Raw genomic sequence first — 20,063 nt, forward strand, 5'->3', positions numbered from 1 at the left:
TTACAGTTCTAGTTGCTTTTCAGGGTTGGCTGTCAGATCGGTGTAGATGTCATTTACACGACAGTCTTCACACATCTTTAATCGTTGAATGGCATCGCCTTGGAAGAATCGATGTGAGCTCAATTTCTCGATCATCTTGTCAACAGTGCGTTTAGGCGCAAATGGCTTACCGCAAGAGATGCATTCAAATGCTTCGTCTGTATGGATCTGAACTGGGATTGCGCGTTCAGCTTTCAGATTTAGCTGTGTAACAAGCTCAATTGCATTTTCAGGACATGCGCTTTCGCACATGCCGCATTGCACGCAGCTTTGTTCACGGAAATTAAGGGCCGGCATTTCTCCGCCATCAGTCAGAGATTGGGTGGGACAGACGGCAACGCAAGACAGGCACAAAGTACAGCTTGAGCTGTTTACGTTGACCTGACCGAAAGGAGCGCCCGCCGGCAAGGCAATATAATCTTGGTTTGCAGTTTCGCCATGCTCAGTTAAATGCTCTAGAGCAACGAACAATGCTTCACGCTTATTTGTCTCAGCCACGACTGCAATAGTCGGGATGTTGCGGTAAGACGAAGCAGATTGGGCGTTAGGCAGATCATCTTGTGTGATTAGTTTAATCTGCTCAGTAGAGTAGCCTAACCCTTCAAGCATAGCGTGGGTTGTTTTTAATTCACGTTTAAGCAGATCGCGAACCATATCAGGGACATTAGGTGTATCTAGCAGTAATACTTGCTGTGCACCAGAGGCTAAACTAACTAACCAGCTTTCCTGTCCTGCTGCTGCCACTTCTTCTAGTGAAACAGGTAGAACATTGTCAGAAAGAAGTTCTGGTTGGTTGGCAATGATCTCAGCTCCAACTTCATGATCATGGATTAGAATCGTTGGTGCTGTGCCGCCGTTATTCTGATAAGTAGAAATCAATCGGTGCAAATAATTATGCAGCATCACCGGTTGAGGTAATGCGTAAGAGATCGCTCCTGTAGGGCAGGCTGTAGCACAACCACCAGCACCATGGCACATATGAGGATTGATCTCGATTAAATCTTTAAAAGAGGTAATCGCATCCGCAGGGCAAACATCCAAACAGCGAGTACAGCCCGTTTGACCGCGATTACTGTGTGCGCAGATGTCGTTATTAATTTGGAAGTAACGAGGCTTTTCAAATTCACCAATGTAGTTCGGTAGCTCTTCGATGACTTCAGAAAATGTGCTGCTTTCAGGTGAAACGTGGAAGTAGCCTGCAGGCGTTAGATCTGTGGTGAATAGAGACTCTTGGCCTAAATTTAAAATCAGATCAAAGCAGTTTTTATTCTGAGCAATTTTAGCGAAATTTTCGTTATTGCCCTGATGATCGATTGTGACTTGGAATTGACCTAGGAAGCCTTTTATCTGACTAAGCTTCGCTGTGTGAACTTTAAGTTCAGGCGCAGCGTCAATTGCGCGTTGTAGGTGATCAGTATCAGTATTGCTAATTGGGTCGGTAGCAAGAAGAGTGATGCTTGCCATGCCGGACAGTTGTGCTGCAGCTAAACGAATAGTGTCCTCGGCACCCGTAATCAATAAGTGACCGTAGGTGCTGTAAGTTACTGTCGCAGGCGCTAGGTTCTGCGGAAAAGATACTTGTTTTATCGCCAAATTACGTGCTTTGGCGTTTACACTCTGCTCTGTCGTCATTCTCTACCTCACTGACTGAAATAGGGTGCATTCTGTCGATGCTTTAGTCTCTATTTCAGGGGCGACTCAAACGTTTAGGTTTTTCGTCACAATTTGTTGTTTATATAAAGCAATCGGAGAACCAGTTTTTGGCTGTAAAAATTCCCCTAAAGCGCATTTAGGTCTGTCGTTTTTGTTTTTCTTAGGTCGGGGTGGGACAAAGTGTCTCTATGAGTCAAAAAGAGTTGAGTCATTCCGACTCTTTGTCCTAAGTTGCTGAAAAAATTAGCATTCAAGATCGGCATCGCCTAAGTCATCAGAATCGTCTAGATCACTAAAGTCGTGGCTTTCGACCTTGGTCGTATCGCTGATACTCTCTTGATCTTCTTCGGTCTCGCCGCTAACGCCTTCTTTAAATCCTTCTTCGGCTTCCTCGATTTTTTCATCGGCCCAACTTCGAAGTTTAGAAACAACTTCTTGGGTAAGTGCAGGCATTTTGCTGAAATCTTCATCGTAATCGTTAAGGCCATCACGAATGTTGAACTCAGGTAATCTGAATAGTTTTCTTAGGGCGAGATTACGAAGTTCTTCTGATACACCAGGTGAAAAAAACTGCTCGAAATTGGAGTCGTTATCCAGTGATTCAATATCTGGCATATCTTCATCGGTTAGAGGTGGTAACTCTTCGGTATCAACAGTTTCATCTGAAAGAGAGGCTTCTGTTTGAGATTCTTCTATTGGCTCAGCTTGCTGCTCAGCTTTACGTTGTGACCAGCGAGAAAAAAATGATTGGTTATCGCTCACTGCTACGTCCCTTGCCTTTTTTCTTCTTTTTACCGCAATCGATTAGTTCACCGTGTATGCCTAGGTAGGTGTCTATCCAGCATTGAACGGCCTGCGGCATCGCAACTTCTAACATCTTATGTTCGCCATCCATAAAAGAAGCAGCGTCGTCTTGGCTAGCTGTTATGTGGATTGGCGTTAATGCGTTGTCCATCTCATCTTCATTGCATAAGACAAAGAGGTGTGGTTGCTGAGAGTCTAAGTTAAAGCGATAGGCTGTTCGTTCATCTTTGTGAAGATCTAAATCAAGGTGGAAGAAGTCAGGCTTATCGTCTTGATGAGGCTCAATGGCATCTATCTGCCAGCGTTCTGTATCCCAGCCGTTAACTTCAATACTTTCAACTGAAAGAGAAACTTGGAGTGGCCAGTTATCTGTTGTTTTGGTTGCAGACATCTTTTGTCTTCCGTCGTAGGAAAAATCTCCTTCGGAGGTCTGCAAACTACGGGCCATCTCTTAATTTGGTGGTGGTTGGGCGTGAATTGGTGTGCTTTTCGCCATTAGAAGCCCAAGTGCTATGACAATTATTCCCATGTTTATAAAAAGTTGGGACAAAATGACCCACTAATAATGACCTAGTACTTACTGGAAGCAGAGTTAAATGTATTAATTGGTAGAAAATATAAGGTATTGCAAGGTAGGAACGTAAATTGCTACTAAGGAGAGAAAGTTACGAAGAAGATGGCGTGACGCTGTATTAATAGAGTTGGAATATGCAAAACGTGTCAGAAATCATAATAAGTAATGCATCTGCGCAGCTTACTCACGAAGTAGAGGCGATCGACGAACAAGGACGTGTTCGACAGGTTCAAATTGCCTGTGAACGCCCATTAACGATTTATCTAAATAAAAGAGAGATTGTTACCTTAATGACTTTGGGTGGTGATCCTGAAGCGTTAGTCCTTGGTTATCTTCGAAATCAGGGCTTTATACATTCTCTATCTGATCTTAAAGCAATACAGGTAGATTGGGATGTTGAAGCAGCCGCTGTTGTAACCCATGGCGAACCTGAAGGCTTGGAGGAAAAGCTTCAGCAGCGCACAGTGACTAGTGGTTGTGGTCAAGGCACGATGTTTGGCAGCGTAATGGAAAAGCTTGAGGAGGTTAGATTACCTGAAGTAACGATTAAGCAAAGTACTGTTTATGCGCTGTTAGATAACCTTAATAAGCATAACGATACCTATAAGAACGCGGGTGCAGTACATGGTTGTGCTATCTGCGAAGGTGACCAAGTGGTTTCTTTTATTGAAGATGTTGGTCGTCACAATGCAGTCGATACACTTGCTGGGCGTATGTGGCTTCAAGGAATAGATACCGATAATAAGATTTTCTACACAACGGGTCGCTTAACATCTGAGATGGTTATTAAAGTTGCGCAGATGGGGATTCCTGTATTGCTGTCTCGCTCAGGTGTAACCCAGATGGGTTTAGAGTTGGCCAGAGAGCTGGGTATCACGATGTTGGCTCGAGCCAAAGGTAAGCATTTTCTACAGTTTAGTGGTAATGCATCATTGATCAGAGATGTGCAGTTACCGCCTAAGCAAAATTCTGTTAAGCAAGCAAGAACGGAGGCATAAGATGAGTGATATGTCTCAAGCGTTTATGAATGTTAAGCAGCTGGCTGATTATTTGCACCTGAACGAGAAAAAAGTGTATGCAATGGCTGCTGAGGGTGAGATTCCTGCAACTAAACTGACTGGTAAATGGTTGTTCCCCAAGTCACTGGTAGATCGCTGGTTATTGGAGAGCTGCCATAGTGGCATGATGGCTGATCGATTGCTGCTATCTGGTAGTGATGATCCTTTATTGCAGGCAGCAGCTAATAGATTGACGCAACATCTCAGAACTAAAGCGTTATTTAGTTATACGGTAACGGGTACAAAGCTTGGATTAGAGCTTCTTGCCCAGGGGCATGCTGATGCCTGTGCGATTCATTGGGGGCGCGCCGAAGAAAGCGATGTCCGACATCCTGCGCTGTTACAACAGTTCTCGCAATCTAAGCATTGGATTTTGGTTCATTTGTTTAACCGCAGCCAAGGTTTGATTATGCGACCGATGGACCTCGAACGCTTACAAGACCCAAATGAGGCACTGGATTACAGTACTCGCTGGGTGACTCGTCAAGAAGGAGCCGGTTCGCAGCGATTTTTGAATGAATGGTTGGCTGGTCATGCTTTCCCGCAGGATCAGCTGACTGTAGGAAGTGTTGCATTCTCTGAGCGAGAAGTTGCTTCTTTAATTGCAAAGGGTGAAGCTGACATAGGTCCAGGTACATTGAGTGCGGCAAGAGAGTTTGGGCTTGGCTTTATCCCAGTGTGCGATGAAAGCTTTGACTTAGTTGTTCCGCGGAATGTCTATTTCCGGAACTTACTGCAAAACCTATTCGAATTCCTTCAGAGTCCAGAGGGTCTATCCTTAGCTCAGCGCCTTCAAGGTTATGATTTAAGTCGATGCGGTCGCCTAATTTGGAGTTCGGATCCAGGCTAAGCGTTCATAGCGCGCCTATTGGTTCTTTCTGCGGCTGCAAGGCCATCCAGAATGCCTTCGACACCGCCATCCCCCGTGGGGTTGGCGGTTTTTAGTAGATGGACTTTGAACATGGTTCCAAGCTCTTCTTCAGAGCGGACGGTAATGTCGCCACCATGCCGGCGAATGATGCCGTAACTTACAGATAAACCAAGTCCTGTACCACTTTTTTTAGTCGTAAAGAATGGATCAAATATACGTTCTAGATGTTCTTCGGAAATGCCTTTCCCCTGATCTATAACACTAATGGTTGCGCCTTTAACTTCTCCATCCTCAATCCAATCATCAGTTTGAATAGTTACTACACCTGGGCCTTCTAGTGCGTGGGAGGCGTTGAGTATTAGGTTAACCAGAACTTGCTGTACTTGCTGGCAGTTAACTTCAATAGGACAGGTTGCATGATAATTTCGCTCTACGACCACTTGCTGTTTCTCAAGCGCATGGGAAACTAGCTGCAAAGTATCGTCGCTAATACTGTTTAACTGTAAATGTTCGTATTGCTCTAAGTACTGACCGGGTCGACTGTACTGCAGTAGGTTGTTAATTAGGGATCTTATCCGATATACCTGCTCAATAACCATGTCTACTTCATCCTGAGCGGGTTTAACGGCATCACCGAGCTCTGCGACCAATAGATCCATATTTCCAAGGATTACCGCTGCTGGGTTATTAATTTCGTGAGCAATACCTGCAGTAAGCTCACCCAATACAGCCAGCTTTTCTTTATCAAGAAGCTGCTTTCGGGTGCTTTTAAGTAGTTTGATATGCTGCTTGAGCGCATCCGTACGGTTTTTTAATGAACGTGTTCTTTTTTCTACCGTGATCTCTAGCTGGTCATTAGCTTGTCTGATCTGTTTTTCACGTTCTTCTATTAGATCAAGCATAACATCGAACTGCTCTGCTAATTCTACTAATTCATCAGCTGCCTCAATTTTGCCGATACGATGGTCGGTTTCGCCATTACGAATATCCGTTACCACTTTATGGATTTTATTTAGTGGGCGGATGATGAGCTGGGTTTTCTTGAAAACCAAAACAGCAGATACAAGCATGATCAAGGCGATTAGAGACGCGGATTCGATCAGCGTTTTGTAATAGATCTTGGTAAAAGGCGCCTCAGTGAAACCTGCATAGATCATCCCGATTTTCTTGTTATTGAAATCAAGTAAAGGTTTATAAGCAGAGATATACCAGTCGTTTACTACGAAGGCTCTGTTTATCCAGGTATCGCCTTTTCTTAGAACTTCCTTTCTAACTTCAGCAGATACGCGTGTTCCGATTGCGCGTTGTTTGAGTGTTAGTGGTGCTGAGGTTTTGAATGACTCTCTTTCTTGAGGAACATTGGTACTAATTCGAACATCATCAAGGAATAGGGTAACAGTGCCAATCCCGCCTTCGGGTAGAGTGCCTTCGCCGTAGACAAGATCGCGAATGGTATCTACGGCATCGGTGGTATTGTTAAGAATGGTCCCTGAGTCCAATACGCCAATTAACTGGCCGAAATCATCTGTGATTGGCACCAGTGCGCGAAGTACCATTGAGCGGTCTTCAACGGTTCTATTGCTGGGGATGGCGCGTGGGGTGTCTATTAAATTGATATGTCCTTTATCGCCAAGACCCATGTTGATTTGATTAAGTTCATCTTTGTTAATTACTGCTAAACCGGTTAGACTTTCTTTTAATAACAAACGCTTAGATAGGTTTTTTAATGAAGGTTCCTGGGTTGAATTTAGCTCCTGTGCATCAATGAACCTCAAGAAATCTAAGGAGCGACTTTGGCGGATTTCGTGTAGCTGGCCTTGTAATGCATGACGATTATTTTGTTGAAGGTTGGTTCTGAATTCGTAGCTATTCCCAAGTTGCATCAAAATGTTTTGATGCTCTTGTTGCATAAAATTCAGCGTGCCACTGGCTACAGAAAGGTCGGCGCTAACCTTCATATAAAGTTGGCGGTCGGTATAGCTGGTCGTCCAATAGGCCGCCATGATGGCGAAGCCTATTGCGGTTAGCAGCAATGGGAGAAGAGTTAGATATAAAAGTTTGTGTCTTAAGGTGCTGCTGAAATTATACCAACTGGATTTCATGCAGAGATCTCATCAACCGTTTCGTCCTGTTGAGCCCAAGCGGCCAATTTACGATCTAGAGTTTTTCTGGATACACCAAGCTCTCGGGCAGTGGAGGACTTGTTCCCAGAATGTTGCTCTAAGGTAAGCAGTATATGATGCTTTTCAACCTCGTCTAATGACCAGCCAGCAAAGCTGCCGCAAGCTTTAGGTTCGCTGTTATCTTGCTCTTTGAAGTAATCAGCGGGCAGCTTTCCTAATAAGATGCAGCGTTCAATTAGGTTTTTTAGTTCTCGAATATTGCCTGACCAGTTGTAAGCCTGCATGGCTTTAAGGTCATCATGAGTAAACGGGATAGGTGATAAACCGAGCTCGCGAGAAAGTTTTACTGAAAAATGATGGATTAGATCTGGAAGATCTTCACGGCGATCACGTAACGGTGGCAGGGTGATGCTGAGTACGTTTAGGCGGTAATAGAGATCTTCGCGGAAGCGGTTTTCAGCCACTTCTTCTTTTAGTTGGCGGTTAGTTGCTGCAATGATGCGTACATCAACGCTTGTTTCCTGCTCGCTACCTACAGGTCTGACGGCTTTTTGCTCCAAAGCGCGTAAAAGTTTAGCCTGCATAAGCAGTGGAATTTCACCAACTTCATCAAGAAAAAGGGTCCCACCACTGGCAAAATTAAATAGACCTTCACGGGCTTTGTTTGCGCCTGTGAAAGCTCCTTTAGTGTGTCCAAAAAGCTCGGCTTCTAATAGATCAGGTGCAATTGCACCGCAGTTAACCGGTACAAATGGGCCGCTTCGATTGCTAAGTTGATGAAGCATGCGTGCAGCCAGCTCTTTACCTGTACCTGTCTCTCCTTCAATCAATACAGCGGAAGGGGTGTTTGCAACACGATGGATGACATCTAATACCTGTTTAATCGCAGGCCCAGTGCCGATCATATCTGTCATAGGGAAGGCGTTATCAACTTCACGCCGTAATACGAAATTGGCTCTTTCCATAGCGCGTTTATCAAGGCAGCGGTCAACAGCATTCATCATCTGTTCAAGCCTGAAGGGCTTTAGAATAAAGTCGGAAGCGCCGGCTCTGAGTGCCTGAATTGCAGTATCTAAGTCTGCGTAAGCAGTCATGAAGATGATATCACTGCTGCGGTTGGTATCTTCGAAGGCTTCATGCCATTCCATGCCGGATCGGCCGGGTAGCTTTATATCAACGATTAAGAGATCAAAGTGGCAGCGTTTTCTTAGCTCTTCAGCTTCTTCTACGCTTCCTGCTGTTTCTACTAAGGCGAATCGTTTTGCGAGAGCTTTTTGTAGAAAGCTTCTCATGCCGACTTCGTCATCAACAACCAATACTGATACTGCGGGAGCTTGCGTGCCTTGCAGAGGTGAATTCATTTCAACTCAAATCTCTAAAAATGACCGTGATGGTACTGCTTGGGAATAGAATCCAATTTTATTGGACATTTTGTCCCAGTCAATGTTTTGTGCGGACATTATGACTCATAAATAGGATTGGCGTGATACGACTATTGTTTCATTTTTTCGCAAATTCCCTAAGAGTTGCTGAATTATTAATCAAAATGACCTATTTTGGTGCGTAAATTGATGTAATAAAGTCTAAAAAGTAAGTTGCCCTCAATCTTTGGCATTTAAATTGCTCTTTAGGTAGCTAGACACGCTAAAACCGCCTACACAGGGTGTGTATGGTGCGTGTACTGGATTAATCATAATTATTAAATAAGGAATGAAGAGATGAAAAAGTGGATCGCGGCAGCCCTCTCCACAACAATTTTAGCGGCTACCTCCGTAACAGCAGTAGCTGAAGAGCAGATTATTCGTCTAGCTACGACAACGAGTACATATAACTCGGGTTTGTTGGATAAGCTTTTGCCTGTATTTGAAAAACAACATGACGCTAAAGTGCAAGTAATTGCTGTGGGTACAGGTAAAGCACTGCGTATGGGGCAGGCAGGTGATGTAGATGTTGTTATGACTCACGCACCTAAAGCAGAGCAGAAATTTGTAGATGGCGGTTTTGGTGTAAGCCCTAAGAGCGTTATGTACAATGATTTTGTGATTGTTGGCCCAGCAGCTGATCCAGCAAAAATCAAAGATTCCGGCGATGTAGCAAAGGCTTTAGCTGCTATTGCTAAAGCAAATGCTGATTTCATTTCACGTGGTGATGATTCAGGTACTCACAAGAAAGAGCTTTCTTTATGGGCAGCAACGTCTCAAGGTAAAGAGTTTGCTAACTACAAAGAAGTTGGTCAGGGCATGGGTAAGGTTCTTCAGATCGCTGATGAGCTAAATGGTTATACCATGACTGACCGTGGTACATGGTTAGCTTATGAAGACCGCCTACAGCTGAAACTTTTGGTTCAGGGTGACAAGCGTTTATTTAACCCTTACCAGATCATCCAGGTTAACCCAAAACTACACAATGGTTTGAATGTAAAAGGTGCTGAGCAGCTTTCTAATTGGTTCGTATCTTCTGAAGGCCAGACAATGATCAATGAATTCCGTATTAAAGGTAAAGCATTGTTCCACGGTTCTGCACAAGCAGAAGTAGCGACTAAGTAAACAATTATTTAGTATGTTGCCTGTGAATGCTAACTGATTGCTTTCACAGGCTCTTTTTCCTGATGTAGTAGTAAATAATGCAAGATAATCTTTTAGATACGTCAATGTTGGCTCTGCAGTTGCTGTTTAGTTTTGATGCAGACCTTTGGAATATTATTGGCGTTTCTTTTCGAGTTTCAATTACCGCAATCGCTATCGCCACTGTACCCGCTATCTTAGTGGGTTTTTTATTGGCGATGTGTGATTTTAAAGGGCGATCAATTGTAATTGCTCTTTTCAATGCGTTGATGGCAGTGCCTACCGTAGTGGTAGGTCTAACTTTGTATCTTATGTTGTCCCGTAGCGGTCCGTTTGGAGACCTACATTTGTTATTTACCCAGCCTGCCATGATTATTGGTCAGGTCATGCTGGCATTTCCGCTTTTAGTTTGTATGAGTCATTCAGCTTTTCAAGCGGTTGATAGAAGAGCTTGGGAAACCGCACGTACATTAGGTGCAGGTTACACTTTTTCAATCATCACGATTATGCGAGAAGCGAGATTTGCTTTGCTTGCCGTCGTGGTTGCAGGTTTCGGTCGAATTATCTCAGAAGTTGGTTGTTCGATGATGGTCGGCGGCAACATTATGGGTTATACGCGAAACATTCCGACAGCGATTGCGCTGGAAACGAGTAAAGGGATGTTTGCTCAGGGCGTTGCACTTGGTTTGGTATTGCTGGTGCTAGCTCTATTTTTGAATTTCACCTTGGCGTCTGTTCGAGGTAAAGGTCAGGCAGTTTAACGGCTTGATTGTGAGGATGTTATGAGTATCGAATTAAATGCTAGCAATCTGGTAAAACGTTTTGACCAACGAGAGCTATTTAATATTGATAAGTTGACGTTGAAAGAGGGCGAGAGCTTTCACTTGAGTGGTGATAACGGTGCCGGTAAGACAACGCTGATGAAAATTTTGGCGGGCCTAGATAAGCCTTGTGAAGGCTCAGTTACAGTAACGCCAAATAAACGTAGTTTTCTTAACACTAAATTGCACCCAAAGGTCGTTTACCTTCATCAAACACCGTACATCTTCGCTGGCACAGTGAAAGACAATATTGCTTATGGTTTACGCCTTCGTGGTGAATCTAGGCAAAAAATCAAAACACTAGTGGCTAAAGGGTTAGCTTGGTCTCGCCTAGAGTCTTTAGCTGAACAGCAGGCGCATTCTTTGTCTGGTGGTGAAAAGCAACGTTTGGCGCTTGCTCGCGCGTGGGTTTTGAACCCAGGTCTTCTATTTCTTGATGAGCCAACAGCCAATCTAGATCGTAAATCGGTAGAAACTGTTGCTGAATTAGTTAAAGAGATGGTTGATGGCGGTACCGCAGTCATGGTTTCTAGTCATCAAAGTAATTGTGTGACCGAGCTTTGTCAGCGCAACTTATTGCTAGAAAATGGTTCTATAAAAGAAACAGCTCAATTAAATGAGGCTAATCAATATGCATAATCCTGATCAAGTAACCGCCGTTATTCTTGCTGGTGGTATGGCTCGCCGAATGGGGGGAGTAGATAAAGGCTGGATGGAGCTAAATGGTAAGCCGCTGATTAAGCATGTTTTAGATGTTGTTCAGCCGCAAGTGGCGCGCTGTATGATCAACGCAAACCGTAGTATGGACGCCTATGGTACATTGGGGTTGCCGGTTATTTCTGATCTTGAAGGTGATTTTCAAGGGCCATTAATGGGGATTGCTACCGGTCTTCATCATGCTGCAACTGATTGGGTATTATTTGCGCCATGTGATGGGCCGTTTTTACCTCCAGTCTTAGTTCGTCGCATGTTGCTTCAAGCGCGAGAACAAAAGGCAGAAATCGCTGTTGCAACTGATGGCAAGCGAATGCAGCCGGTTGTTGCTCTGATTCATCGAGATCTACTTGGAAGTGTCCAGAAAGCCTTAGCTTCTGGAGAACGTAAGATCGACCGTTGGTATGCTCAGCATAACTACACGGAAGTTGATTTCTCTGATTTCCCTGAGGCTTTCACCAATGTGAACCGTCGCGATGATCTCGATGATCTTCAACAGATGCCAAAACTACTTGGCTTTGCAGCTTGGAGTGGTACAGGCAAAACTACATTATTGAAAAAGCTGATTCCAGCTCTAAAAGAAGATGGTATCCGTGTTGGTGTCATCAAGCATGCTCACCATAAATTCGATGTTGATCATCCGGGTAAAGATAGTTACGAGCTTAGAAAAGCTGGTGCTGATCAGATGCTGATTAGCTCAGGTAAGCGTTGGGCGTTAATGGTTGAGCAGGATCAGGGTGATCGTCCATCTCTAAACCATATGTTAAGTCGCATGGATCACTCTCTTTTAGATCTGGTCTTGGTAGAGGGCTTTAAGCAGGAGTCTTTTCCTAAGATCGAGTTGCATCGCAAAGAGATCAATAAAGGCCTCATGTATCTTGAAGATGAAAACATAATTGCGGTGGCTTCGGATGAGCCATTACAATTGCATCGAGAGCTACCCTTGTTCAACATTAATGACACAGACGAAATTCTGCGTTTTATTAAAGAGTACATCAGCTAGGTAATTGATTGATGAGCGAAGTGTTAAGTTGTTTTGATCCGGCTGCTAATCCGGGTGGTATGTTACCTGTTGCTGAAAGTATTCAGACCATACTCAATCAAATTGATATTCAAAGCAGCGCTGAAACTGTAGCTGTCTCCGAATCCATAAATCGAATTTTGGCGGTAGATTTAGTTTCTGGCATTAATGTTCCTCAACAACGAAACTCAGCAATGGACGGTTATGCTGTTGCCGCTGATGGTTTATCTGAAGAATCCTTGGATATTATTGGTCGTGTTTTTGCGGGTGATGCCTTCTCGGGTCAGGTCGGTCCAAACCAGGCAGTAGAAATCATGACGGGGGCGCCAGTGCCCGAGGGTGCTGATAGCGTCATCATCAAAGAGGCATGTACACGAGAGGGTGAGCAATTAACTTTCGTTGGGTCGGTCAAAAAAGGGCAGAATGTCCGAGAGGCGGGTGAGGACATCGCTGAAGGAGAGACGGCACTTAAAGCGGGATGTCTTTTACGTCCTCAAGAGTTAGGTTTAATCGCTTCACTAGGTCATACTGAGGTGACAGTTTATCGATCTTTAAAGGTCGCCATCTTCTCTACGGGTGATGAAGTTACAGCGCAAGGTCAACCGCTACCTAAAAACTGCATTTACGATACAAATCGTTTTTCACTCACCGGGCTTTTGCAGCGTTTAGGCTGCGAGGTGATTGATTACGGAATTATCGAAGATTCACAGCAGGCAATGGAAGAGGCCTTACGTAAGGCATCTAATGAAGCTGATATGGTGATCTCTTCTGGTGGTGTATCTATGGGGCAGGCCGATTTTATTAAAGATGCGTTGGCTGCTGTAGGTAAAATCAATTTCTGGCGTATAGCGATGCGCCCAGGTCGCCCGCTAGCTTTCGGCAAGCTGGGCAATACACCGTTTTTCGGGCTGCCGGGTAACCCTGTTGCTGTGATGGTGACGTTTACTCAGTTTGTTCAGCCTGCGCTGCGTAAAATGGCGGGGGAGATAAATTGGCAACCAAGACGTATGGTGGCAATTGCTGAGACTTCTCTTCGATCTAGGCCGGGTAGGACTGATTACAGCCGTGGTGTTTATTCAATTAATGACAATGGCGAATTGGTTGTTAGGTCTACAGGCAGTCAAGGCTCTGGCATCTTAACTTCTATGGTTTCTGCTAATTGTTTAATCGAGATCTCTGATGAGTTTGCAGGTATCGATGCAGGGCAAAAGGTCACTATTCAGCCATTCTCAGATCTTATCTAAAGAGCTTTTCGATTTTTTAAATAAGGGCTGATTTAGGCCCTTTTTTGTACCTAAATTTGTCATATCGCTTTCATTGTTTGGTCATAAAAATAAGGTTTCATTAACTAACTTAATCAAGCCCGTTACGGGCTGTTAGTAATGAATTAGGACTGATAGATGAGTAGCAAACTTCGATTGGCTAATTTGCCATTAGAGCAGGATGAGATGGAAGAAGACTATATGGATGGTCAATACGCGGATCATCAGCGTAGGAAGGTAGCGAAAGGAAAGCGAAAAAAACAGGGCTCTGATAATTATATGGAACAGCGCTCTTTAAAGCGTGATTTCGATATGAATATGCCGAATTTCTAAGTCGTTTGCATAAAAAAGGAGCTTATTTAAGCTCCTTTTTTATTGGATTTTGCAGAATTAGCTAGCGCTTTTTCTTTGCAGAAGACTTGCGGCCAATAACTTGGGTGCGCGTTGCTTTATTGTGCTTCTTCTTAGGGCCTTTCTTGTGAATGCGCTTTCTCAGACCTTCCCGACTACCCACCTCGTAGCCTTTGCGGAATATACGTTTGATCGGTGTGCCAATAAGGCGCTCAATGCTATCTAAAGCACTTTCTTCCTCTCGGCTTACAAAAGATATAGCCTTGCCTTGTGTCCCTGCGCGACCTGTACGTCCCACACGGTGAACATAGTCTTCAGCTAGATAAGGAAGATTGTAATTTACAACGTGCTCTAATCCTTGAATATCCAATCCGCGTGCAGCAACTTCGGTCGCGACCAGTACTTGGATTTTACCCGCTTTAAAATCTGCAACAGCTCGACGTCGCGCGCCTTGGCTTTTGTCACCATGACAGATCACAGCTTCAATGCCGTCTACTTTTAGATCAAGCATCAGCTCATTAGCTTGAGCTTTTGTGCTGGTGAATACCAATACTTGGAACCAATTTTCTTCCTGGATAAGCTCGGCAAAAAGATCTGCTTTACGCTTCTCCTCCACAGGGTATACAACATGATCGACTGTGTCTGCAATCGAGTTCTGTCTAGCTGCTTTGATCTGCTCAGGCTTCTTCTGAATCTTTCTCGACAGCTTGTGGACAGCATCAGATAGAGTGGCAGAGAAGAGAAGGGTTTGTTTTGAAGACGGTGTTGCTTCCAAAATTGTCAGTACGTCTGTAACAAAGCCCATGTCTAGCATGCGGTCGGCTTCATCGAGTACAGCAAATTCAGTTTTGCTTAGATCGACATTGCTGCCACTAAGGTGTTCTATTAAGCGGCCTGGTGTGGCAATGAGTACGTCTGCACCGTGACGTAATTTCTTCTTCTGGGTATCAAGGTTTACGCCACCGTAAACGGCCAAGATACGAAGATTCAGGTGTTTATTGTACCGACCAATCGTTTCTGCAAGCTGCTGTGCAAGCTCACGAGTAGGCGTCAGGATAATAGAGCGAATCTGACGTTCGGCTAAGTCACGCGGATTATCAGAAATTTTCTGCAGAATAGGGATGGAAAAGGCTGCTGTTTTACCTGTACCTGTTTGGGCATTGGCAAGCAGATCTTTGCCGCGGCGGCCGGGCACAATTGCTTGCTCTTGAATTGGGGTCATGTCTGTATAGCCGCACTCATCCAGAGCTTGTTGTAACTCAGGTGATAGGTCTAGTGATGAAAATTTCATATTGCCCCTCAAGAGACTTGCAAAAAGCGGCAATTATAAAGCAATTTAGTCTAATTAGTCATAGTCGTGTGATTCAGATCATACTATGTTAGGTACTAAAGTAGGCAAACGCTTGTTTGATGATTTATAGTAGACTCACAAACAAGGTAGAGCTTATAACTTATTGAATAGAGAAGAGAAATGACGTTAGCGGATAGTAAGAAACTGACAGTAATCTTCCGTATCGAACCTGGGTGTTTAGGACCTGAAGGTTTAAGCCATGTCGATAAATTTTGTGTTAAAGCTGGTTTGAAGCTTCAAAGTACAGCTCCGGCTTATATCACATGGCAGGTAGAACCGCGTCACGATAAAACACTACCTGAAATTGATTATGCAATTTTAGGTAGAGCGCTAAGCCGTGATCATGCAAAACGTTATTTAAGCCACTTTGATCTAGAGATTGATAAATTTGAGATGACGGCTTTTGATGAGCTGCCTGATATTATTGATCAATATTTTGGACGCTAATACCTAGCTAGTTATTCACTGCTCTTTCATATCTGCTTGCTATACTTAAGCTCACTAGGATTTGCCCTTAAAGAGTTTAGGTATATGCATGCGTTCCTATCTTTTTCTCATTGCTTGTTTTCTGTTACCTAATTCCAGCTTTGCAGATAAACAGGTTATCCATATCGCAGCCATAGATTGGTGCCCGCAGATCTGCCCTGAAACTGACAAGCCCGGCTACATTATCGATCTGGTTAAGCAGATTTACAGTGATACGGAGTATGAATTAGATATTCGTATTTACCCTTGGAGCCGAGCTTTGTCTATGACTCAACAGGGGCGAGTACATGCTGTTCTATCTCCAGCTAAACCTGAAGCGCCCGATCTTCTTTACCCGATAAATGAAGTGGGTACACAGCGTATGTGCTTTTTTACCGATAGAGAAAAGGAGTGGCAGTACGAGAATATTCATAGCCTTAAGAATAAACAGTTTGGCTTATCTACAGATACTTCTATTGAAGAATTAAACGATTACGCATTACTTAATCCTCAGCAATTTCAATACCTTCCATATAATGAACGCCATATAGTACAGCAGGCTAAAAAAGTGCTGCGAAATCGCATTCATGCTTTCTTATTTACCTACAACAGTACTGTATATACGTTAAAAAATGCGGGTAAGTGGGATAGGTTTAAAAGTGCTGGTTGTGTACAAGAAGCAAATATCTATATGGCGTTTTCACCGCAAATTAATATGCAAGATGATATTAAGAAGATGATGGAGGTCTTTGATGAAAAGATGGCCATTCTAAAGCGTGGGGATGGTATTTCGCAGGTGATGAGCCATTATGGTTTGGATGATTGGAGAGCTAAATAGTTTGGCTATCGACACTGCGCTTAGTAATCAAAGGGTGAGATTTCACCAGAATATACGAGCTTATTCCCGCAATGATTGCAGTAAGAGGCGCTAGCTTTTTGGTCGCTGCCGCAAACTTGGCAAGTGACTTTGATAGAATCCCGCTTTGCTCGTTGGTCTATTACATCTGCCATCTTTTCTTTTAAGTCTGCACTACACTGAACATCGCTTTCTTGAATGATATTCCATAGGGATTCTGTAATCAGAGACAGTGTTTCTAACTTCAGTTCTAAGGCGTTAATTCGGGCCGAATTGATCTCAGATTCAAGCGTTGGGCTAGATTCGAGTGTCTTTTCGACAGTAGCTTCTTTATCGGTCATCAGAGTGCCTTGGTAGGCTAAAGCGTAGTTTGCTGTTTGGGTAAGTGTAATCGCTTGTTTTGATTAGCGATAGGGAAATCTATAGCTCTTTAATCGGTTTTAAAGAGCTATAGATTTCTTACCTACTCTTCGTCTAGAAAATAGACGGAACCTTGAAGAAGCAGTGCCTTCAATAGTTGTAGATTTTCTTCAGTGGGTTCTATCTGTTCGTGATACAGATTGGCGCAAAGACTTTCGGCCAAGGTTACTTGTCCTTCTGAGCATGCACAGCCTTTGCCATCAACGAACAAAATAAAATGATCGTCTAGTCGGTTAAAAGCAAAGCGTGATCCTTCACTACGACAAAGTGGAATTCCGGCTTCTAATAACTCGGCGATCTCTTCCTCGTCCATCTCGCAAACTTGATCAGCACCATGCTCAGGATTCTTTGGTTCAGTCATGAACTGACCAAACCAGTGAGTTAGTAGCTCAGGGCTATCGATGTACTCTTTTAAGGCTGATTTAACGCGCTCTAATGCTTGATCGGTGATCTCGCCTGGGTTTGCCTGTGGAGCAAGATCGGAATCACTATAGCGGTCCTCTGCTTTAGTAATATCAGATAGATAATCGGTAAAGCCAGACATCATCTCTTGATGAGAAGGTGCTCTGAAACCTACAGAGTAAGTCATGCAGTCATCGCCAATAGCAAAGCCGTTATGACCAACGCGTGGTGGTACATAAAGCATATCACCAGGCTGAAGATCCCATACATGTTCTGGTTCCCACTCAGGCAAAATCATGACTGGAACGTCTGGGCGACGTGGTGAATCTTCACCGTATATGCCACCCACTTCCCAACGGCGAGTCCCTGAGGCTTGGATCAGAAAGACATCATAATTATCGTAATGTGGACCTACGCCGCCACCGTCAGCCGCATAGCTGATCATAAGATCATCTAGTCGCCAATTTGGTACAAAACGGAAGTGCTCGAGTAGCTCGTTTGCTTCAGGGATCCAGTGATCGACTGATTGTACTAGCAGTGTCCAGTGCGAGTCTGGAAGATCAGCGAAAGTATCTTCCTGCAGAGGGCCGTGTGTTAAAGACCAATCTTTACCGTCCGGTGACTGTGTTATCAGACGCGATTCTACGTCTTCCTCTAGTGCCATGCCGGCTAACTCGTCAGCCGTCACAGGGGGCTCAAAATTAGGAAAGGCGTTGCGAATAAGTAAAGGCTTCTTCTGCCAGTATTCAGCTAAAAATGTTTCTACGCTGATGTCACCAAACGGAGATTTCACTAGTCAATTAACTCCATAAGCTGTTCGATTGCTTCTTCCATTTCAGCGTAAACTTTACGCTTGTCGCGATTGGCTAGAGCAGCAAGCTTATTGTTACCCACTTTCTTTATGCCTTTCTGCAGAGTTGTAGCGCATTCGCGGATGCCAGCAGCGTTATAACCAACTGTTTTGGACTCTTGGTGCATTTTTTCGATGTTGTCGCGAAGCTCGTCAGCCTGTTTTAGTAGTGCTTGTAAATTCTCTTCCATCTTTTTGCCTTGTCGTAGTTTGTATTTTTTTAGTTATTTTTTTAGTTTTTCGACCGTTTCTTCAATTGAAGTCAGGATGCCACGAAGCATATTCAGCTCGGTTTTTTCAGGACGTGAGCGGTTGAAGTAACGGTGTAATTTTTCCAGTACTTTACCCTCATGCTGAGGGATGATGAAATCGGTCAAACGTAGCACTTTCTCTAAATGCTCATAGAAAAGAGCCATCTCTTTATGGCGAGGGTATTCGCTTTCGATTTCGTCATAGCTTTTATTTTCCGCTGCCATAAAGATCTCGTAGCAAAGAAGCTGGATTGCTTGAGATACGTTGAGCACTGGATACTCAGGGTTAGCAGGGATGTAAACATGGTAGTTACATTGCGCTAATTCATGGTTATGAAGGCCCATAGTTTCACGACCAAATACGATAGCCACTTCACCTGATTTAGCTTCAGCCACTACACGTTCCGCGCCTTTGCGTGCATCCAGAAGAGGGCGGTCGAAGGTGCGTTTGGTGCGCGCACTGGTACCAATCACTAGCTGGCAATCGCCAATTGCTTCTTCAAGCGTATTAACGACGATAGCGCTATCTAATAGGTCTTTTGCGCCAGCAGCGCGAGAATCAGCTTCTGCGCTTGGGTAATCTTCTGGTTCAACCAGATAGAGTTTACTTAGCCCCATGTTTTTCATAGCGCGTGCAGCTGCGCCGATATTGCCGGGGTGGAATGTATTGATCAGTACAACTCGAACGTTAGATAACATTTTTAATGGTTCTCACAATGAATCTATAAAACGATTCAGATCATAAATGAATCGCTCTTTATGCCATAAATGCGGAGAGTGGTCCGATTGCTCATAAATATGCAATTCTGAACCCTCGATACTTTTATTAACCCACTGTTGTAGCTCAGCGCTATAGAACTGGCTTTCATCGCCGTAGATCAGTAGGGTAGGTAGTTTAATACTAGATACAACTTCTCGGTAATCCTGCTGGGTAATGCTATCCCAGCAGCGGGTTAGCAGATCGCCAGGTTGCTTCTGCAGATATTTACGCATCTGCTGGAAGCCACGAGAGTTTTGCTCGTAATTTTCTCTGGAACGTTGATTTTTACCAAAGGCAATCAGCTCAAGTACGGCCTCAGCGAAATTTTCGGTCAGGCGGTGAATGAAGGCGCTGTTGGATGCTTGCGAGAAATCACTGTATACACCGTGCTGCCATGCATCATCAGTGATTAGTTTTGGTGATTGATCGACAATGCAAAGCCCGCGGAGTCGTTTATGACCGTGCCGACGTAAGTATTCCCAAGAAGTTAATGCTCCCATAGAGTGTCCAACGAGGACGGCATCTTCTATCTGAAGGTGATCGAGCATAGCTTCGAGGTCATCAGCCATCGCAGGTAAGCTAATATTGCTCTCTTCATGATATTGGTGAGCACCATGGCCACGGGCATCCCAGCTCACCACGCGGTGGTTTTCTGCCAGCTCAGAGGCGAAGGGGAGCCATTCACGAACACTGGCCGTCCAGCCATGAAGAAAAACTAAGGTGGTTTCTCCTTCACCAAGAGAGATGTAATGGATCTCAGTGCCGTCTGGTCGTGTGAAGTGTTCCATGGGGTTAATCTGTGCCTTATATAAAAAACGGGGCTATAGCCCCGTTTCATAAAACTGATTAATTA

21 protein-coding genes are annotated in these 20,063 nt (G+C 44.2%); 10 read left to right on the forward strand and 11 right to left on the reverse strand.

Annotated elements, in window-relative coordinates; genetic code table 11:
- From ACMXYN_RS08160 to ACMXYN_RS08170, 3 genes are all read right to left on the reverse strand, one after another.
- Positions 1 to 1,671, reverse strand: a complete 1,671-nt coding sequence (locus ACMXYN_RS08160) for a 4Fe-4S binding protein (RefSeq protein WP_415894315.1) — start codon at positions 1,669 to 1,671, stop codon at positions 1 to 3.
- Positions 1,672 to 1,935: 264 nt separating this feature from the next.
- Positions 1,936 to 2,454, reverse strand: a complete 519-nt coding sequence (locus tag ACMXYN_RS08165) for a DUF3306 domain-containing protein (protein ID WP_415881334.1) — start codon at positions 2,452 to 2,454, stop codon at positions 1,936 to 1,938.
- Positions 2,444 to 2,887 carry a DUF3305 domain-containing protein gene (locus ACMXYN_RS08170; RefSeq protein WP_415881333.1) on the reverse strand — a complete coding sequence of 148 codons (444 nt, stop codon included), beginning with the start codon at positions 2,885 to 2,887 and terminating at the stop codon, positions 2,444 to 2,446. The genes ACMXYN_RS08165 and ACMXYN_RS08170 overlap by 11 nt, the downstream gene beginning before the upstream one ends.
- A 326-nt stretch (positions 2,888 to 3,213) precedes the next feature.
- Here ACMXYN_RS08170 and fdhD point away from each other — a divergent pair, with 326 nt between their 5' ends.
- Together fdhD and ACMXYN_RS08180 are read left to right on the forward strand one after the other, a co-directional pair.
- Positions 3,214 to 4,068 (forward strand): formate dehydrogenase accessory sulfurtransferase FdhD, encoded by an 855-nt coding sequence (gene fdhD / locus ACMXYN_RS08175; RefSeq protein ID WP_415894317.1) that lies wholly within the window; start codon positions 3,214 to 3,216, stop codon positions 4,066 to 4,068.
- 1 nt (position 4,069) lies between these two features.
- Complete coding sequence (locus ACMXYN_RS08180) at positions 4,070 to 4,978, forward strand: substrate-binding domain-containing protein (protein WP_415881331.1); 909 nt, start codon at positions 4,070 to 4,072, stop codon at positions 4,976 to 4,978.
- Here ACMXYN_RS08180 and ACMXYN_RS08185 read toward each other — a convergent pair.
- On the reverse strand, positions 4,975 to 7,002 hold the full coding sequence (locus ACMXYN_RS08185) for a cache domain-containing protein (protein WP_415894319.1): 2,028 nt from the start codon (positions 7,000 to 7,002) through the stop codon (positions 4,975 to 4,977). The two genes, ACMXYN_RS08180 and ACMXYN_RS08185, sit on opposite strands and share 4 nt — an antisense overlap.
- Positions 7,003 to 7,097: 95 nt before the next feature.
- A complete protein-coding gene (locus ACMXYN_RS08190) occupies positions 7,098 to 8,483 on the reverse strand; it encodes a sigma-54-dependent transcriptional regulator (RefSeq protein WP_415894320.1) in 1,386 nt (461 codons plus the stop codon).
- A gap of 357 nt (positions 8,484 to 8,840) precedes the next feature.
- Here ACMXYN_RS08190 and ACMXYN_RS08195 point away from each other — a divergent pair, with 357 nt between their 5' ends.
- The 6 genes from ACMXYN_RS08195 (at position 8,841) to ACMXYN_RS08220 (ending at position 13,837) form a co-directional block, all read left to right on the forward strand.
- Complete coding sequence (locus tag ACMXYN_RS08195) at positions 8,841 to 9,668, forward strand: substrate-binding domain-containing protein (RefSeq protein ID WP_415894321.1); 828 nt, start codon at positions 8,841 to 8,843, stop codon at positions 9,666 to 9,668.
- Positions 9,669 to 9,745: 77 nt separating this feature from the next.
- On the forward strand, positions 9,746 to 10,447 hold the full coding sequence (locus tag ACMXYN_RS08200) for an ABC transporter permease (protein ID WP_415888012.1): 702 nt from the start codon (positions 9,746 to 9,748) through the stop codon (positions 10,445 to 10,447).
- 21 nt (positions 10,448 to 10,468) lie between these two features.
- Positions 10,469 to 11,146 (forward strand): energy-coupling factor ABC transporter ATP-binding protein, encoded by a 678-nt coding sequence (locus ACMXYN_RS08205; protein ID WP_415894322.1) that lies wholly within the window; start codon positions 10,469 to 10,471, stop codon positions 11,144 to 11,146.
- Entirely contained in the window at positions 11,139 to 12,224 is a 1,086-nt protein-coding gene (mobA, locus tag ACMXYN_RS08210) for a molybdenum cofactor guanylyltransferase MobA (protein ID WP_415894323.1), read from the forward strand. The genes ACMXYN_RS08205 and mobA overlap by 8 nt, the downstream gene beginning before the upstream one ends.
- A gap of 11 nt (positions 12,225 to 12,235) precedes the next feature.
- The gene (locus ACMXYN_RS08215) at positions 12,236 to 13,486 is read left to right on the forward strand and encodes a bifunctional molybdopterin-guanine dinucleotide biosynthesis adaptor protein MobB/molybdopterin molybdotransferase MoeA (RefSeq protein ID WP_415894324.1); all 1,251 of its coding nucleotides are present in this window, start codon (positions 12,236 to 12,238) and stop codon (positions 13,484 to 13,486) included.
- A 156-nt stretch (positions 13,487 to 13,642) separates the two neighbouring features.
- Positions 13,643 to 13,837, forward strand: a complete 195-nt coding sequence (locus tag ACMXYN_RS08220; RefSeq protein WP_415888016.1) for a hypothetical protein — start codon at positions 13,643 to 13,645, stop codon at positions 13,835 to 13,837.
- 61 nt (positions 13,838 to 13,898) lie between these two features.
- Here ACMXYN_RS08220 and ACMXYN_RS08225 read toward each other — a convergent pair whose 3' ends face one another.
- Positions 13,899 to 15,146 (reverse strand): DEAD/DEAH box helicase, encoded by a 1,248-nt coding sequence (locus tag ACMXYN_RS08225; protein WP_415894325.1) that lies wholly within the window; start codon positions 15,144 to 15,146, stop codon positions 13,899 to 13,901.
- Positions 15,147 to 15,326: 180 nt separating this feature from the next.
- Between ACMXYN_RS08225 and ACMXYN_RS08230 the strand changes: the two genes are divergently transcribed.
- Together ACMXYN_RS08230 and ACMXYN_RS08235 are read left to right on the forward strand one after the other, a co-directional pair.
- Positions 15,327 to 15,653: a hypothetical protein gene (locus ACMXYN_RS08230; RefSeq protein ID WP_415894326.1), complete on the forward strand. Its 327-nt coding sequence runs from the start codon at positions 15,327 to 15,329 to the stop codon at positions 15,651 to 15,653.
- Between the two features lie 88 nt (positions 15,654 to 15,741).
- The gene (locus ACMXYN_RS08235; protein WP_415894328.1) at positions 15,742 to 16,509 is read left to right on the forward strand and encodes a hypothetical protein; all 768 of its coding nucleotides are present in this window, start codon (positions 15,742 to 15,744) and stop codon (positions 16,507 to 16,509) included.
- 20 nt (positions 16,510 to 16,529) lie between these two features.
- Here ACMXYN_RS08235 and ACMXYN_RS08240 read toward each other — a convergent pair whose 3' ends face one another.
- From ACMXYN_RS08240 to ACMXYN_RS08260, 5 genes are all read right to left on the reverse strand, one after another.
- Entirely contained in the window at positions 16,530 to 16,868 is a 339-nt protein-coding gene (locus ACMXYN_RS08240; RefSeq protein ID WP_415894329.1) for a hypothetical protein, read from the reverse strand.
- Positions 16,869 to 16,990: 122 nt separating this feature from the next.
- A complete protein-coding gene (locus ACMXYN_RS08245; RefSeq protein ID WP_415894331.1) occupies positions 16,991 to 18,142 on the reverse strand; it encodes a JmjC domain-containing protein in 1,152 nt (383 codons plus the stop codon).
- Positions 18,142 to 18,390 (reverse strand): hypothetical protein, encoded by a 249-nt coding sequence (locus ACMXYN_RS08250; protein WP_415881316.1) that lies wholly within the window; start codon positions 18,388 to 18,390, stop codon positions 18,142 to 18,144. The genes ACMXYN_RS08245 and ACMXYN_RS08250 overlap by 1 nt, the downstream gene beginning before the upstream one ends.
- 33 nt (positions 18,391 to 18,423) lie before the next feature.
- Positions 18,424 to 19,149, reverse strand: coding sequence for an RNA methyltransferase (locus ACMXYN_RS08255; protein ID WP_415894332.1), 726 nt, complete (start codon positions 19,147 to 19,149; stop codon positions 18,424 to 18,426).
- A 12-nt stretch (positions 19,150 to 19,161) separates the two neighbouring features.
- On the reverse strand, positions 19,162 to 19,998 hold the full coding sequence (locus ACMXYN_RS08260; protein ID WP_415894334.1) for an alpha/beta fold hydrolase: 837 nt from the start codon (positions 19,996 to 19,998) through the stop codon (positions 19,162 to 19,164).
- Positions 19,999 to 20,063 lie beyond the last annotated feature (65 nt).

Source organism: Neptuniibacter sp. PT8_73 (genome assembly GCF_047778045.1).
Lineage (GTDB): Bacteria > Pseudomonadota > Gammaproteobacteria > Pseudomonadales > Balneatricaceae > Neptuniibacter.